Annotated in this window: 10 protein-coding genes and 1 tRNA gene; 5 read left to right on the forward strand and 6 right to left on the reverse strand. The window is 68.0% G+C overall.

Annotation, left to right across the window (positions count from 1 at the left end):
- Nucleotides 1-61: 61 nt before the first annotated feature.
- On the reverse strand, nt 62-1,540 hold the full coding sequence (locus AC1D2H_RS20985; protein ID WP_478012360.1) for a sigma-54-dependent transcriptional regulator: 1,479 nt from the start codon (nt 1,538-1,540) through the stop codon (nt 62-64).
- A gap of 313 nt (nt 1,541-1,853) precedes the next feature.
- Between AC1D2H_RS20985 and AC1D2H_RS20990 the strand changes: the two genes are divergently transcribed.
- Together AC1D2H_RS20990 and AC1D2H_RS20995 are read left to right on the forward strand one after the other, a co-directional pair.
- Nucleotides 1,854-3,263: a phospholipase D-like domain-containing protein gene (locus AC1D2H_RS20990; RefSeq protein ID WP_478012319.1), complete on the forward strand. Its 1,410-nt coding sequence runs from the start codon at nt 1,854-1,856 to the stop codon at nt 3,261-3,263.
- Nucleotides 3,264-3,319: 56 nt separating this feature from the next.
- Nucleotides 3,320-3,814, forward strand: coding sequence for a hypothetical protein (locus tag AC1D2H_RS20995; RefSeq protein ID WP_477936036.1), 495 nt, complete (start codon nt 3,320-3,322; stop codon nt 3,812-3,814).
- On the opposite strand, the gene AC1D2H_RS21000 is transcribed toward AC1D2H_RS20995, so the two are convergent.
- The 3 genes from AC1D2H_RS21000 to AC1D2H_RS21010 form a co-directional block, all read right to left on the reverse strand.
- Nucleotides 3,757-4,443, reverse strand: a complete 687-nt coding sequence (locus tag AC1D2H_RS21000; protein WP_478012320.1) for an N-acyl amino acid synthase FeeM domain-containing protein — start codon at nt 4,441-4,443, stop codon at nt 3,757-3,759. The two genes, AC1D2H_RS20995 and AC1D2H_RS21000, sit on opposite strands and share 58 nt — an antisense overlap.
- 188 nt (nt 4,444-4,631) lie before the next feature.
- The gene (locus AC1D2H_RS21005) at nt 4,632-5,366 is read right to left on the reverse strand and encodes a SapC family protein (RefSeq protein WP_477936040.1); all 735 of its coding nucleotides are present in this window, start codon (nt 5,364-5,366) and stop codon (nt 4,632-4,634) included.
- Nucleotides 5,363-6,670, reverse strand: a complete 1,308-nt coding sequence (locus tag AC1D2H_RS21010) for a hemolysin family protein (protein WP_477936042.1) — start codon at nt 6,668-6,670, stop codon at nt 5,363-5,365. Before AC1D2H_RS21010 ends, AC1D2H_RS21005 begins: the two co-directional genes overlap by 4 nt.
- A 390-nt stretch (nt 6,671-7,060) precedes the next feature.
- On the opposite strand from AC1D2H_RS21010, the gene AC1D2H_RS21015 reads away from it, so the two are divergent.
- The 3 genes from AC1D2H_RS21015 (at nt 7,061) to AC1D2H_RS21025 (ending at nt 9,322) form a co-directional block, all read left to right on the forward strand.
- The gene (locus tag AC1D2H_RS21015; RefSeq protein ID WP_477936044.1) at nt 7,061-7,885 is read left to right on the forward strand and encodes a symmetrical bis(5'-nucleosyl)-tetraphosphatase; all 825 of its coding nucleotides are present in this window, start codon (nt 7,061-7,063) and stop codon (nt 7,883-7,885) included.
- 31 nt (nt 7,886-7,916) lie between these two features.
- Nucleotides 7,917-8,006, forward strand: a tRNA-Ser gene (locus AC1D2H_RS21020).
- Between the two features lie 284 nt (nt 8,007-8,290).
- Nucleotides 8,291-9,322 (forward strand): fatty acid desaturase family protein, encoded by a 1,032-nt coding sequence (locus tag AC1D2H_RS21025; protein ID WP_478012321.1) that lies wholly within the window; start codon nt 8,291-8,293, stop codon nt 9,320-9,322.
- 291 nt (nt 9,323-9,613) lie between these two features.
- Here the strand turns inward: AC1D2H_RS21025 and AC1D2H_RS21030 are convergent, their stop codons facing one another.
- Together AC1D2H_RS21030 and AC1D2H_RS21035 are read right to left on the reverse strand one after the other, a co-directional pair.
- Nucleotides 9,614-11,143, reverse strand: a complete 1,530-nt coding sequence (locus tag AC1D2H_RS21030) for an ATP-binding response regulator (RefSeq protein ID WP_478012322.1) — start codon at nt 11,141-11,143, stop codon at nt 9,614-9,616.
- A 41-nt stretch (nt 11,144-11,184) separates the two neighbouring features.
- Nucleotides 11,185-15,588, reverse strand: a complete 4,404-nt coding sequence (locus AC1D2H_RS21035) for a response regulator (protein WP_478012323.1) — start codon at nt 15,586-15,588, stop codon at nt 11,185-11,187.
- Nucleotides 15,589-15,594: the final 6 nt, after the last annotated feature.

Consider the following 15,594-nt stretch of genomic DNA (forward strand, 5'->3'; position numbering starts at 1 on the left):
CTTCAACGAGATGTCGGGACAGGCAACGGGCAATCGGCGCGCCCGGGGGTCAGGGCGATCTTCAGTCCTGCGGCGCGCTGCTGCGGGCCGCTTCGTCGCCCTCGGCGGCGTATTCCTTCAGCCGGTTGTAAAGCGTCTTCAGGCTGATGCCCAGCACCGCGGCGGTGCGTTCCTTGTGGTGGTTGAAGTGGCGCAGCGTGGCCAGCATCAACGCACGCTCGGCCTGGGCGACGCTGGAGCCTATCGGCAGGGTGATGAAAGGGGTGTCGGCGTCGCCGTTCAAGGCCTCCGGCGGCCGGGGCGCCGCAGCCGGCGCACTGACCGGCGCTGCGGCCGGCGGCGCCGGCGGCGCCAAGCCCCCCCAGCTCGAAGTGACTCCGGCTTCCGGGCTGCCGGGCAGCCAGGTTTCGTCGATGGTCTCGCCGGCTGCCATCACATAGGCGCGCTGCACGACGTTGCGCAGCTCGCGCACATTGCCGGGCCAGGAGTAGCCCACCAGCATCGCCTGCGCTTCGGGCGTGAAGCGGCGCACCACCCCCTCCTGCTCGCTGATGGCGGCCAGGAAATGGTTGGCCAGCAGCGGGATGTCGGCGATGCGGTCGCGCAGCGGCGGCAGCGCGATCGGGAAGATGTTCAGCCGGTAGAGCAGGTCTTCGCGCAGCTTGCCCGAGGCCACGGCCTGATAGGGCAGTCGGTTGGTGGCCGCGACGATGCGCACATCGGTCTCGAGCGCCGTGGTGCTGCCCACGCGCATGAAGCGCCCGGTCTCCAGCACGCGCAGCAGCTTGACCTGCAACTCCAGCGGCATCTCTGTGATCTCGTCCAGGAACAGCGTGCCGCCGCTGGCGCGCTCGAAGAAGCCCTGGTGCTGGCGCTCGGCGCCGGTGAAGCTGCCCTTCTCGTGGCCGAAGATCTCGCTCTCGATCAGGTTGGGGCTGATGGCCCCGCAGTTCACCGCGAGGAAGGGCTGCTTGCGGCGGCGGCTGAGGTCGTGCACGGTCTGGGCGACGACCTCCTTGCCGGTGCCGGACTCGCCGGTGATGAAGACCGACACGCTGGTGCCGGCCACGCGCGAGATCTGCTCGTAGATGCGCTTCATCGGCGCGCTGCGGCCCCAGAGCAGGCCGAAGTGCCCGGATTCATCCAGGGTGGCCGCCAGATCCTCGACCTCGGCCTGCAGGGTCGCAGGCTTCATGATGCGCGACAGCACGCCCTGCAGCTGCTTCAGGTTGACGGGCTTGACGAGGTAGTCGGCCGCGCCCAGGCGCAGCGCCTGCAGCGAGGTTTCCAGGCTGGCGTGACCGGTGCACAGCACGACCTCGGAATTGGCGACCAGCTTGGGGTCGGCCAGCAGGTCCATGCCATTGCCATCCGGCAGGCGCAGATCCAGCAGCAGGATGTCGGGCTGCTGCAGCGCGATCTGCTTGCGCGCATCGCGCAGGTTATGGGCCACAGCCACGGTGAAGTGCTCGCCCGCGATCAACTCGCGCAGCGAAGCTGCCGAATCATGGTCGTCATCCACTACCAGGGCATGCGGCATCGTTTCCTTCCAGCTTTCTTTGTTGCGGGGACGCAGCGCTTCGGGGGAAATCATTGTCGGCAAATTCGCAGCGACCCGGAAAAGTTTCGGCCCGGCGGCGGTATCCGACAGGAACCCGGGCACGTCGTCTGCTCGGGCTGCTTGGCCATCACGTTATGCAGCTTGACGGCCCGCCCTTGTAGGAGCCGGCCGCGAGCCGTTGCCAGAATTTCTGCAAGTTCTACCGGTGACCGAAATCGCTTCCGGGTTGCCGCAAGCTGCGGGCACGCCGCTTGCCCCTCCCGCCCTGCATTGATGCATTGGCAAAGGGCTCATGAAGCAATCCCGCAGTTGGGCCTGGAGCCTCGTGTTGGTGTTCTCCCTGGCGGGCACGGTCGCCTGCGGCACCTTGCCGGAACAGGACCGGCAGCTGACACCCGCCTCTTCGCGGCTGACCGCGGACCGCGTCAGCCTGCAAGGCCGCAACGGCCCGGTGTCCGACGCGGTCGAGGCCCGCGACCTCGCCCGGGTGCGCGACGAAGGCAATGGCGCCTTGTTCGAGCACCATCTCGGCGTGCTGGCCGCCAAGGGCGACACCCAGCTGCTGCGCGGCAACACGGCCAGGCTGCTGGTCGACGGGCCCGCCACCTTTGCCGCGATGAAGGCCGCCATCAGCGCCGCCCGCCATCGTATTCTGGTGGAGTTCTACATCATTGAGGACGAGGGCGTCGCCGCCGAAGTGGGCGAGCTGCTGCTGCGCAAGGCGGCCGAGGGCGTCAACGTGGCATTGATGTACGACAGCCTGGGCTCGATGGGCACGGACAGCGCCTTCTTCGACCGCCTGCGCGAGGGCGGCATCGCCGTCTGCGCCTTCAACCCGGTCAATCCGCTGGAGCGCCCTGGCCATTGGGGCGTGCTGGAACGCAACCACCGCAAGATGCTGGCCGTCGACAGCGACGTGGCCTTCACCGGCGGCATCAATCTCAGCAATGTCTACGCCGAGGGGTCTTTCAGCAGCGCTCGCCGCAAGAGCCCGCCCGCCGATGCCGACAAGCAGGGCTGGCGCGACACCCAGGTCGAGCTGCGTGGACCGGTCGTGACGGCGCTGGCGACGCTGTTCCGCGAATCCTGGGCCCTGCAGGGCTGCAAGGGCGAACTGGTGCCGGGGCCGGCGCCGCGCGTGGCCACGCCCGGCCAGCGCGTCGTCAAGCTGGTGGCGGGCGACCCCAGCAACGGCATCAACCCGGCCTACACGGCGCTGCTGCATGCCATCGATGCCTCGCAGCGCAGCGTGCAGCTGACCATGGCCTATTTCGCGCCGGGGCCGGAGCTCATCCAGGCCCTGTGCGATGCAGCGCGGCGCGGCGTCGCCGTCGCCCTCGTGCTGCCGGGCCGCAGCGACGTCGCCATGGTGCTGCACGCGGCGCGCTCGCGCTATGCCCAGCTGCTGGAGGCGGGCGTGCAGATCCACGAGATGTCGGGGTCGGTCATGCATGCCAAGACGGCCGTCGTCGACGGCGTCTATTCCAGCGTCGGCTCCAGCAATCTCGACTGGCGCAGCATCGTCGGCAACCGCGAGATCGACGTCATCGTGCTGGGCGACGACTTCGGCCAGCAGATGCAGGCCCTGTTCGCCCGCGACCTGACCGTCTCCCAGCGCATCGACCCGGCGCAATGGTCCCAGCGCGGCCTGGGCCAGCGCCTGCTGCAGGGTTTTGCCCGCCTCGTGGAGCCCCTGCTTTGACCGGGCACCCCGTTTGCCCCAGGTCTTTGGGTTTTTTAGCAACTCGGAGTCTTGCGATGACGATTGACCTCATGGGCACTTCCGCCATGACAGCCACCGCCGACATGGCCGCGGCCGGGCGCTTCCTCAACGACATGCACCTGCAGCGCTCACGCCGCCCTGGCGGCAGCAGCACGGGCCGCCTGATGCGGCGCAGCCGCACGCGCACGGCCGGCATACGCTTTGAATGGGTGACCCGCACCATCGGGCCCGTCCTGCGCGTCGTGGCCACCTGGACCGACCGCCATGGTCAGCCCCACCACACCTCGTTCTCGGTGCAGTGCAACGGGCTGGAAGGCGCGCTGGACCGTGCCATTGCCGCGCGCTGCTCCTGCGGCGCGCCGCCGCCGGACCGCGAGGATCTGCTGCAGCGGCTGCAGCAGGAATTCTCCACCGCGCCGCTGGCGGCGAGCCTGCTCGCCGGCATGGCGCCGGGCCGGACGCTACTGACCGCTCAGGGCAACTTGTCCAGCATGGCGGCTTCGGTCGCCTCGTCCCAGGCCAACGGGTAAAGGCAGCGCGCCTGGGTCAGCAGCTCGGGGCGTCCGCCCCAGAGCGCGATCTGTTCGCGCACCGTCGCGAAGTCGATGCTCATCAGCACGGCCGGCGCATTCACGCGCGGGTTGTGCCGGGCCGTCGTGTAGGGCAGCAGGCCCAGATAGCGGCGGTAGAAGGCGACGTGGCGCGGATTGACCTCGATGATGAGGCGCTCGCAGCGCGCGCGGCGGTGGGCGTGCAGATAGCCGAGGTGAAAAACCTGGGCCAGCACGCGCTTGGCATTGTGGGAATGGCGGTCGACGGCGAGGCTGCCGAATTCGCAGATCCTGATGCCGGCGGCGCGCCACTCGGCCAATTCCTCGGCGAACAGCGCGTCGGCATGCAGGCCGCCGACACCATCGAAGCGCACCGACAGCGTGCCGACGATCTGCTCGCCGTTGCGTGCCGTGCAGACGATGTCGCCGTCCTCGTTGCGGCTGCTGTAGCGCTCCTTCGAGACAGCGAGGCCCCGATCCCCATAGCGACGCTCGACCAGGTCGTAGGCGTCGCCATCCAGCGAACCGAAATCGCTGTCCAACTCCAGCGGCGGGCCACCGTTGGGGTTCAGCGGCGTGCGGCGGCTTTCTTCAAACATGGGGATCATCAACAGCATCCTTGGCGCCCAACGCGCCGAGCGGGCGAGTCTAGGGATTGAAATGCCTCAATTCATTGAAGGTCACAGACCGATACATCTAATCGGGGGTCAAAACGGGGTTTACCCTGTCGCCCAGAAGGGCTACGGGCAAGAAAAAGGCCACGCAGAGCGTGGCCTCGGGTGCGGGCGAAGACGGGTCAGACCGCGTACTTGCCCACCAGGCGGTTCATATTGGTCAGCGACAGGCGGTGCATCTCGATCATGGCGATGAGGCCGTTGCGATGCAGCTGCAGCACCTTGTCGTCGGCCATCTCGGCGTACTTCTTCTCGTCCAGCGCCATGAAGCCCTCGACGTCGAGCTTTTCGTCATTGGGCAGCGTCGCCTCGAAGCGCATGTCCTGCAGCAGGTCCATCTCGACGAGCAGATTGCAGATCAATCGGGTGCGCTCGGCTTCCTGCTCGAAGTTCTCGAGGAAGGCCTTGGCATTCAGCAGGAACTCCGTCGGCTGGCCGTCCTTGAACAGCGCCTCGCCGGTCGTCTCGTTGAAAGCCGGCCACTTGAGGTCGTAGCAGACCGCCATATTGGTCGCGCTCTCGTCCAGGCGCGCCATCGCGAAGGGGTAGCGGCGCACATAGGCGGGCACATAGCCGCCGGTCCACTTGTCGCCATCGACGAACAGGTTGGAGCCCGACTTCAGGCCCAGCACGGCCAACGGCGCGACGGCCTGCTTGCCATCGGGACCGGGCTGGCCGGCGCGCACGAAGACGATGGGGTATTCCTTGCAGGCGTCGGCAAATTCGACGGCAGCCAGGAAGACCGAGTTCTGGTCGGCCACGCGGGACACGACGGACTGGTTGGTGTCCAGCTTCAGGTTCTTGTGGACATCACGATCCAGCGGCAGCAGTTCGCCGTACATCGGGGGGTTGCTCATGTTTCTCTCTCTCCAGTTTCATCGGCCAGACGACTGACCAGCACTTTGTCCACACGCTTTCCATCGAGGTCCACGACCTCGAATCTCCACGCGTCCCACTCCACGACATCGGTCGTGCGCGGCAAGCGCCCCAGCAGCAGCATGATCATGCCGGCCAGGGTGTTGTAGCGCCCACGGTCCTCTTCGGGCAGTTCCTTCAGCTCCAGGCGGTCCTTCAGCTCGGGCACGGGGATCAGGCCGTCGATCAGCCAGCTCCCGTCCTCACGCTGCACCGCCCAGGCGTCGCCGTCGCTCGGGGCATTGAACTCCCCGGCGATGGCTTCCAGCACGTCGCGCACGGCAATCACGCCCTGCACTTCGCCGTACTCATCGACGACGAAGACCAGGGGCGCGTCCGACACGCGGAAATGTTCCAGCAGTTCCATGCCCGACAGCGTCTCGGGCACGAACAGCGGCGGCTCCAGGCCCGCCATCAGGTCCAGCGGCAGGCCTTCCAGCATGCCGGCCAGCAGGGCCGGCGCGTTCGCCACGCCCAGCACCTCGGTCAGGCCGCCACGGCAGACCGGGTAGCGGTTGAAGCCATGTTCGCGCAGCACGGCCAGCACCTCGGCCGGCGTCGCGTCGACTTCCAGCCAGGCGATCTCGGCGCGCGGAATCATCATCGAGCCGACCTGGCGCTCGTCCAGGCGGAACACATTGCGCACCATCTGGTGCTCGTGCTCCTCGATGACGCCCGCGTCCAGGCCTTCCTCCAGGCTGGCGGCGATCTCCTCTTCCGTGACGCCGCGCTGGCCCTTGTTGCGCAGGCCCAGCAGGCCCAGCGTCGCCTCGGTCATGAAGCTCAGCGACTTCACGAGGGGGCGCGCGGCGATGGAGATGAAGTTCATCGACGGCGCGACCAAGCGGGCCACCGTCTCGGGGTAGATCTGGCCGACGCGCTTGGGCACCAGCTCGCCGAAGACGATGGTCAGCAGCGTGATGATGACGACGACCAGCGCCGTCGCGGCGATGTCGGTCGCATGCGGGGCCAGGTGGAAGGTCTCGGTCAGCCAGCGCGACAGCGGGCCGGAGAAGGCCGCATCGCCGACGATGCCGTTCAGCACACCGATGCCGGTGATGCCGATCTGCACCGTCGACAGGAATTTGGTCGGGTTGTCGTGCAGGTCCATCGCGGCCTGCGCGCCCCCCTCGCCGCTTTCCACCATCACCTGCAACCGCGCCTTGCGGCTGGCGGTCAGCGCCATCTCCGACATCGCGAACAGGCCGTTGATCAGGATCAGAAAGAGAACGAGAGCGGTATCCATCGAAGGCGCCGAACCAGGGGAAAACCCTAGGCGACGCGTGGCAAAAACGAAGCCCGGGAGACTATCAGAAGCCCATGACCGGGCCCACCGTGCGATCCCTCGCTTTGGGGTCTGCGCGGCAGAAGGCGCAGCCCGCGTTGAGACCGGCAGGGGTGCAGGCCAGGCGCGAGGAGGCCGCGGGTGCTTACCCGCAACGACGAGCAACAACGCATGCGCCCTTGCCGGTCTCAACCCGGAGGGCCGGGGTGATTTGCGGGGCCATGCGTCGTTGCCGGCTCGTGGTGGGGCCGGCCCCACGGCCTCGCCGACGCCTAGCCTGGCCCCGCAACTCGCCCCGGCGCGGGCCACGCCCTCTGCCGCGCAGACCCCAGGGCCGGGACAATCACGGGCATGAACTATCTGATCGGTGACCTGCAAGGCTGCTGCGGGGCCCTGGAGCGGTTGTTGCAGCGCCTGGATTTCTCCCCTTCGCGCGACCGCCTCTGGCTGCTGGGCGACCTCGTCAACCGCGGCCCGGCCTCGCTGACGACGCTGCGCCGCCTGGCCGGCCTTGGCGGCACGGCAACCTGCCTACTGGGCAACCACGACCTGCACCTGCTTGCCGCCCACCATGGCGTGCGCCGCCCGCATCGCGGTGACACGCTGGACGACATCCTGGCCGCGCCCGACCGCGAGGCGCTGATGGACTGGCTGCGCCAGCAGCGCATGGCCGTCTTCGAGGCCGGCTGGCTGATGGTGCATGCCGGCGTCGTGCCGCAATGGAGCCGCGACGACACGCTGGCCCTGGCCGCCGACGTCGAGGCCGTGCTGCGCGGCCCTGCCCTGCCCGACTTCCTGCACGCCATGTATGGCAACGAGCCGGCGCGCTGGGACCCCGACCTCGCCGGCACCGCGCGGCTGCGCTTCACCGTCAATGCGCTCACCCGGCTGCGCTTCTGCACGGCCGACGGCGAGATGGACTTCAAGACCAAGGACGGCGCCGGCGCCGCGCCCGAGGGTTTCATGCCCTGGTTCGATGTGCCGGGCCGCCAGACCGCCGACACGCCCATCGCCTTCGGCCACTGGTCGACGCTCGGCCTGCTGGACCGCCCAACGCTCCTGGGGCTGGACACGGGCTGCGTCTGGGGCGGCCAGCTGACGGCGGCACGCGTGGACGGCGCGGCGCGCGAGATCATTCAGGTGCAGTGCGAGCAGGCGCAACAGCCGGGCGGCTGAGCCCGCCGCCCTTAGAATGCGCCTCCCCGCCGGAAGCGTGGGAGAGTGGTTTAATCCAACGGTCTTGAAAACCGTCGAAGGTGTGAGCCTTCCGTGAGTTCGAATCTCACCGCTTCCGCCAGTTCTTTTAGGTGGCTAGCAGCTTGTCCACGGCCATTGCCGCCGCTCTCCGATTCGAGTGCGGAGATGACAACCCAGCGCACCGGGCCTTCCCCCATCAGATGAGCCAAAAGTCCAGCTATAGCTGGGCTTAGGTGCCGTCTGTACTTTGCGGCAAGGGACCAGGGCCACCCTGCGTGCTCGAAGTCACGCCGAACATCCACCCGGTTGGCCAGGCCTCCACCAACGGTCTAGACTTGCAAGGGGTCGCCGACAGCCGCTTGGTGACCTAGCAATGAAGTCAGCATGGAACCAAGCCCCCCCGCTGCCGCTGCCCCGCCCCTGGAGGCCATTCCGCCGGACGCGTTGAGCACGCGACGTGTGCTGTCGCGGCGCGACCAGAGCCCGGCCATGCAGGCACTCACGCGCGTCAGCAACGCCCGCTTTTTGGCGGACGTGGCGATGAACTGGGGTGTGATCGTGGCCGCTGCTTCGCTGGCACTCTATGCCGGGCATTGGCTCGCCTACGTGGTGGCTATCGTGATGATCTCGACCCGTCAGCATGCGCTCGGCATCCTGATGCACGACGGTACGCACTACCGCTGTCTGACGTCGCGGCCGCTCAATGACGCGGTGAGCGACATCTTCTGCGCGCTGCCGGTGGGCATGCTCACCTCGCGCTACCGCTACGAGCACCTGCAGCACCACCGCGGCCTCAATACGGACGACGACCCGTACTGGGTGGACTTCAAACACGACGACACCTGGCACTGGCCCAAGCCGCCTGCGGCTGCGGCCTGGGTCTTTGTGCGCGACCTGCTCGGCCTCAACTCGCAGCGCTGGGGCCGCGTGCAATGGCGCTGGTCGCCGTGGGTGAACCACTTCAAGCGCAGCGACCCCAAAGGCCCGCCGCCCACGACGCCGGCAGAGCGCCTGCGCATCTACGGCTTCCACATGGCGGTGCTGGGCACGCTCATCGCCACCGGTGCGTGGCTCAACTTTGCGCTGCTGTGGCTGCTGCCGCTGATGACGCTCACGCCGGCCATGGTCCGTCTGCGCACGGTGGCCGAGCACCTCCTGATCGCCAACAGCGACGAGCTCGACGCCTCGCGCCACACCGTGGGTACCTTGCTCGAGCGCTGGAGCATTGCGCCCCACAACATCAACATCCACCTGGGCCACCACCTCTACCCGGCGGTGCCTTACTACCGTCTGCCCGAGCTGCACGCTGAGCTGATGAAGGACCCGCGCTACGCCGAGCGCATCGTCGCCAGCCCTGGCTACCTGGGCTTTGGCGAGGGCTGGATGCTCGGGCTCATGATCAAGCGGGCCGACTAGGGCCTGTTAACACTACCGCAGGCCATAAGCAGAAAAAGCGAAGGGACCTAACGGTCCCTTTCTGTTCTTTTTCCGGCGACGATTTTCCCTCGCTTGACGGGTTCGGAAGTGACCGCATCCGCCAGTTCTCAGGCCACGCCGCCGGCCATGAGTGTCAGGTGCCAACAAGCAGCTCGACAAAGTGGAACAGATGAGCCGGCTGTCCAACAACCTGCAAAAAGACGACCAAGGTCTGAGCAACGCCCTCAACCGTCGCTTGCTCGAGCGGCCGACGCAGAGCCGTTGTGAAACCTATCGGGCGCCGCCCGCCCTGGGCAGGTGCATGGTGACGCGAGTCAAGTTCTCATCGTCCGAAGTTTCCATCTCGACTTCGCCATGCTGCGCCCTTGTCAGCAAGCGTGCGGAGTAGGTACCCAGACCCGTTCCACCCTGCTTGCCGGCGGTGACGAACTTGTCGAAGAAGTACTCGCGAATGGGCTCGGGCACCACGCCCTTGTTCTCGATGACGATCTTCAGTGGCGCCTGGTCCAGCAGCCGCACGGCGACCGTGCCGTGGGCCGGCGCGGCCTCGCAGGCGTTCTTGACGAGGTTCTGCAAGGCCGAGAAGCACAGGGTCGCATCACCCAGGGCCTCCGGGGGCTCGCTGCCCACGGGAACGTCGGTGTCGACCGAGATGGCCAGCTGCTTCTCTGCAAAGGTGACGCGAGCGGTCTCGACGATGCGGCGCAGCAACTCGCCGATGCGCAGGGGCGCGGCCTTGAGCTCGAAGCGCCCCGTCTCGATCCTGTAGAGCTCGGCAGACAGGTTGATCATGCCGAGCACGCGCATCAGGATGTCCTCGATCAGCTCCACCTGCTCGATTTGCCGGCGCCCCAAGGCATCGTCCTGAAGCAGGGCCTGCGTCACGCCCAGCGCGCCGGCCAGCGGGCCCTTGAGGTCGTGACGGGTGATGCGCTCCACGTCCTCGCGCATCTGCGCCGCCTCGATCATGCCGTCGACTTCGGCCTGCAAGTCCTTGCGCAACTGCACATAGCGCATGAAGTTGCGCACGCGCGGCTTGAGCGTCGCCGGATCGACCGGCTTGGTGATGAAGTCCACGGCGCCCAGGTCCAAGCCCTGCAGGCGCGCGTCCGCCGTGCTCAGCGTGGTGACGAAGATGATGGGGATGGTCTGCGAGCTGGGATGTTCACGCATGCGGCGCGCCACCTCGAAGCCATCGATGCCGGGCATCATGACGTCCAGCAGCACGAGGTCGGGTGGACGGTCCGAGGTGGCGAACTGCAGGGCCTTCTCGCCAGTCTGGGCCAGGCGCACGCGGAATTCGTCGCGGAACAGGCCGGACAGCAACACCAGGTTGTCGGGTATGTCATCGACGACCAGGATGGAGGGCCGCGCATCGGCCGTCTCGCCGGCGGCATCCTGCGGCGGTGGCGGCGCGGCGACCGCAACGGGCCGGCGCGGCGTCCAGCGCATGGCCTTCTGCACGCGGTCGATGAGCTGCTGCGGCGTATAGGGCTTCAGCAGCATGGAAGTCACACCGCTGGCGATGGCTTCGGTCACCTTTTGGCGCTCGGCCTCGGCGGTGATGAGCACAAAGGGCAGGGCCGACAGCTGCGGGTCGGCACGCATGGCCTGCAGCAGTTCGATGCCCGACATGACGGGCATGTTCCAGTCGGACAGCACGATGTCGAAGCGCGCGCCCTGCAGCTGGCGCAGCGCCTCCGCGCCATTGCGGGCCGTGACGACGCGCTCCACGCCCATCTGGCGCAGCTGGCTCACCGTGACCTTGCACATCGCCTCGAAGTCGTCGACGACCAGCACGCGGGTCTCCGGGCCAAGCCGGGGGGATGCAGAGGGCGGCGTCATGGTGTCGGCTCCAGCGCCTGCAACGCGGCAGCAGCGGTGTCGAAATCGAAATCGGCAAGGGCCTTGGCGACGCGCTGCAGCGTGCGGGCCAGCGCAGCGTCGCCGACCTGACCCAGCAGCGCCTCCGCCAGGTCGATGGCCTCGACGTCGCCCTCGGACAGCAGCCGCGACAGACGATCCAGATCCTGTCGCAGGCGCGCTTCATCCACCACGGCGACAGGTGACGCTGCAGCCGGCGTGATGCCCTCCTGCGCCGCGAACTCAGCCAAGCCAGCCAGCACGGGGGCGAGCTGATCCAGCACCTCGGCCAGCGCCGCGTCGGCCGCGGCGCTGGGGTCGGGCCGGCTGGCGTCTTCCAGGCGTGCGGCCGCAGCCTGCAACGCCAGCGCGCCGATGTTGCCGGCGGTGCCGCGCAGCGTGTGGGCGACGCGCCGCGCCGCTTGTGCGTCGGCGGCATCGGCGCACGCCGCGGCATAGGCCTCGGAGAAACCGGCTTGACCCGCCAGGAACTTGAGCAGCAGGCGACGGTAGAGCTCGGGCTTGCCGCCGGCCGTCGCCAGGCCGCGCGCGGCATCGATGCCGGCCAGGGCGGGGAATGTCGCCACGGGCAGGCCGGCGCCGCTGGGTCGCTGCACCGCACGGCCGGCGGCGGGCCGGATCCACTTGGCGAGAGTAGCGAACATGCTGCCGACGTTGAGCGGCTTGGGCACGTGGTCGCACATGCCGGCTGCCAGCGCCTTCTCGCGGTCGCCGGCCATGGCGTTGGCCGTCATCGCGATGATGGGCAGCGCAGCCAGGGCAGGCTGGGCGCGGATGCGCTGGGTGGCCGCGTAGCCGTCCAGCACCGGCATCTGGCAGTCCATCAGGATGCCGTCGAAGCTGGCGTCGTGCGCCAGCAGGTCCAGCGCCTCCTGGCCGTTGCCTGCGCAGACGACCTCGATGCCGGCATCGGTCAGCAAGTCCAGGGCCAGCTCCTGGTTGAGATCGTTGTCCTCGACCAGCAGCAGCCGCGCGCCAGCGAGCCGATCGCGAGCCTGGGCGTGGGTATCGGCCTTCCCGACGGCGCGCGTCTCCACCAGCCCATGGCGGCCCAGTGCCTCGCCCACGGCCTCCAGCAGCGTGGACGGCGTGACGGGCTTGGTCAGCACCGCACGGGGCGTCACGCCTTGTTGCTCAGCGGCGCCCAGCGCTTCCTCGCGACCGTAGGCCGTCACCATGATGACCGTGGGCGTGCGCTTGAGGCCCTCGGTCTCCAGTCGGTGCATGGCCACCACGCCATCCATGCCGGGCATGCGCCAATCCATCAGCACGACGTCGTAGCCGAGGTCACGCGCATCGGCCTGCGCGGCCATGCGCAGCGCTTCGGGACCACTGTGCGCCACATCCACCTCCAGGCCGAAGCTGCGGGCCATGGTCGAGAGAATCTCGCGCGCCGAGGCGTTGTCGTCCACGACCAGCACGCGCACGCCCAGCAGCTCGTCGGCGCGGAACATGCGACGCGGCCGCGGCTGGCTCTGCACGCCCAGCTTCACCTGGAAATGGAAGGTGGAGCCCTCGCCGGGCGTGCTGTCCACCCAGATGCGGCCGTGCATCAGCTCCACCAAAGTCTTGGAAATGGCCAAGCCCAGGCCGGTGCCGCCATAGCGACGTGTCGTCGAGGCGTCGGCCTGGCTGAAGCTGACGAACAGGCGGCCCAGCTGCTCGGCCGTCATGCCGATGCCGGTGTCGCGCACCTGGAAATGCAGCTCGGCCTGGCCGTCGTCCTCGGACGCCAGCTCGACGCCGACCACCACTTCGCCGCTTTCAGTGAACTTGACGGCGTTGTTGCCCAGGTTGACGAGGATCTGCCCGAGGCGCAGCGGGTCGCCCAGCAGAGCGGTGGGCACGTTGTCGGCGACGTCGAACAGCAGCTCCAGCCCCTTGTCGTCGGCCTTCAGGCCCACCAGGTTGGCCAAGTGGTCCATCACATCCTCGAGACGGAAATCCACCGTCTCCAGCGTCATGCGGCCGGCCTCGATCTTGGAGAAGTCGAGGATGTCGTTGATGATGCCCAGCAGGTTCTCACCCGAGCGGTGCACCTTCTCGATGTAGTTGCGCTGCTTCTTGTCGAGCAAGGTCTGCAGCGCCAGGTGCGACATGCCGATGATGGCGTTCATCGGCGTGCGGATCTCGTGGCTCATGTTGGCCAGGAATTCACTCTTGGCGCGGGTTGCGTCCTCGGCGGCTTCCTTGGCTCGGGCCATCTCGTCCTGCAATTGCTTGCGCTCGGTGATGTCCTGGTGGATGCCGACAAGGCGTAGCGCGCGGCCGTTCGCATCCCGTTCGGTGGCCTGGCCCAGCGACAGGATCCAGCGCCAATCACCGCCCTTGCTGCGCATGCGGAACTGCGCTTCGTACTCCGACACTTGCGGCGTCTCGATGCACTGCACAAAGCGCCGGTTGGCTTCCGCGGCGTCATCGGGATGCAGCAATTCCGCCCACGCGGCTGAGGCGCTGCCGTGCTCGTCAACCACTTCTTCCAGCGTGTAGCCCAGCATCGTGGCCCAGATCTCGTTGACCCGGCTGACCCCGGCGCCCACGTCCCAGTCCCACAGGCCGAGGTTGCCGCCCCGCAGCGCGAAGTTCAGGCGTTCGGCACTGTCGGCCAGAGCCTTCTCGGCCGCCAGTCGCGTCGTCACGTCGCGCACCGAGGCGCAGACGCTGGCATCGCGCCCGCCTTTGGCGTCCAGCCGCGACAGGCCCACGTCGACCGGGAACAGGGTGCCGTCCTTGCGGCGGCCCAGCAGCACGCCACCGCGGCTCGTCATCGCCCGCGTGCCGCCGGCCTCCATGAAGGACGCGCGCAGCGCCGGGTGCTGGCTGCGCGTCGCTTCAGGCACCAGCAGCTCCACCGGCTGGCCGAGCAGCTCGCCCAATGCGTAGCCGAACATGCGTTCGAGCTGGCGGTTGACCGTGACGATGGCACCCGCCCGATCGGCAATCAGCAGGCCGTCGGGCGCGGCGTCAATGATCCCGCGGTACCAGGCCTCGGTCGCCTGGATCTCGGTCTTCTGCGCCTCCAGTTCGCCGGCCTGGCGCTGCGTCTCCTGCAGCAGCCGCATCGAGCGTGCGGCGCGCTCGAGGATTTCCAGGTCCATGGCCAGCACCGGGGTCAGGTCGTCAAGCAGGCCCCGCTCGCGCGCGCTGAAGGGCTGGAATGCGGCCAGCTCCAGCACGCCAAGCAGCCGCTCGGCCCGCAGCAGCGGGAACAACACGACGGCGCGGGGTGGCGCAGCACCCAGCGCCGAGCCGATGGGCAGGTAGCCCGGCGGCAGATCGGCCAGCACGATGGGCGCCCGCTCCAGCGCGCATTGCCCCGCCAGGCCCTGGCCGAGCGCGAGCCGCTGCGGCGCGGCACGTTCGGGCAGCGCATAACCGCCCACCAGACGCAGCTCGCGGGTGTCTTCCTCGTAGGCGTACAGCGCACCGTGACCAATGCCTGCAACAGCCGCCGCGAGTTCGCTGAAGAACAGTCGGGCCAGTTCCGTGTCGTCGTTCGCCGCCTGCAGCGCCGCCGAGATCTGCGCCAGATGGCTCTTCTGCCAGTTGCGGCCTTCCATCTCCTGCGCCACCTTCTGCAGCACATGAACCGAGCGGGCGATCTCGCCCAGCTCGTTTTCGTAGTCCAGATGCGGCACTTCGATCTGGAGTTGCCCTTGGGCGAGCTGCTCGACCGCCCGGCGCACGCGCGCGTTGGGACGCCGGATGGACACCACCACGAGCCAGGCCACGCCACTGCCCAGCAGCAACCCGCCGAACAGGAGCGCCAGGGTCTGCATCCGCGCCTTGTCCACGCGCTCCAGGGCCGCTTCCATGCTGCCGCGAGCGCCGCTCTCCTTGGACGTCACGACGTCCTCCATGCGCGCGCGCACGGCGTCGCCGCTGGTCTGGAAATCCGGCGAAGCGACAAAGGCGCGCGCCTGCTCGTACTCGCCACGCACCAACATGCCGACGGCACTGTCGACGTTGAGCTTGTAGAGGACGTACGCGTCCTCGAACTGCGTCAGGCGCGGCAGATTCTCCGGGCGGAACAACCGCGGCCGCAGCTCGGCCAGCTCTCGCCGCAGGCGTGCGTCCTGTTCGGCCACGTGGCGCAAGGCCAAGCCGCGGTCTGCCAAGTCCTCCGAAATCAGCGCCTGGCGCAGTTCGCGGCCCATGGTGAGATAGGCCGCCTGCGCGTTCTTGGCATTGGCCAGGCCGAGAAGATCCTTTTCGTAGAGCTGGGTGATCTGCGCGAGCAGAGCCTGTTGCCGGAGCAGTTCGCCAGCGCCCAGCGCCAGCATCGTGAACATGAGCACGCTGAAGCCCAGCAGCAGCTTGCTTCGCAGCGAACGCCTTTCAAGCCAATTCGAGCCGAGCATCACCCC

Source organism: Roseateles sp. P1_C1_2, assembly GCF_056406535.1.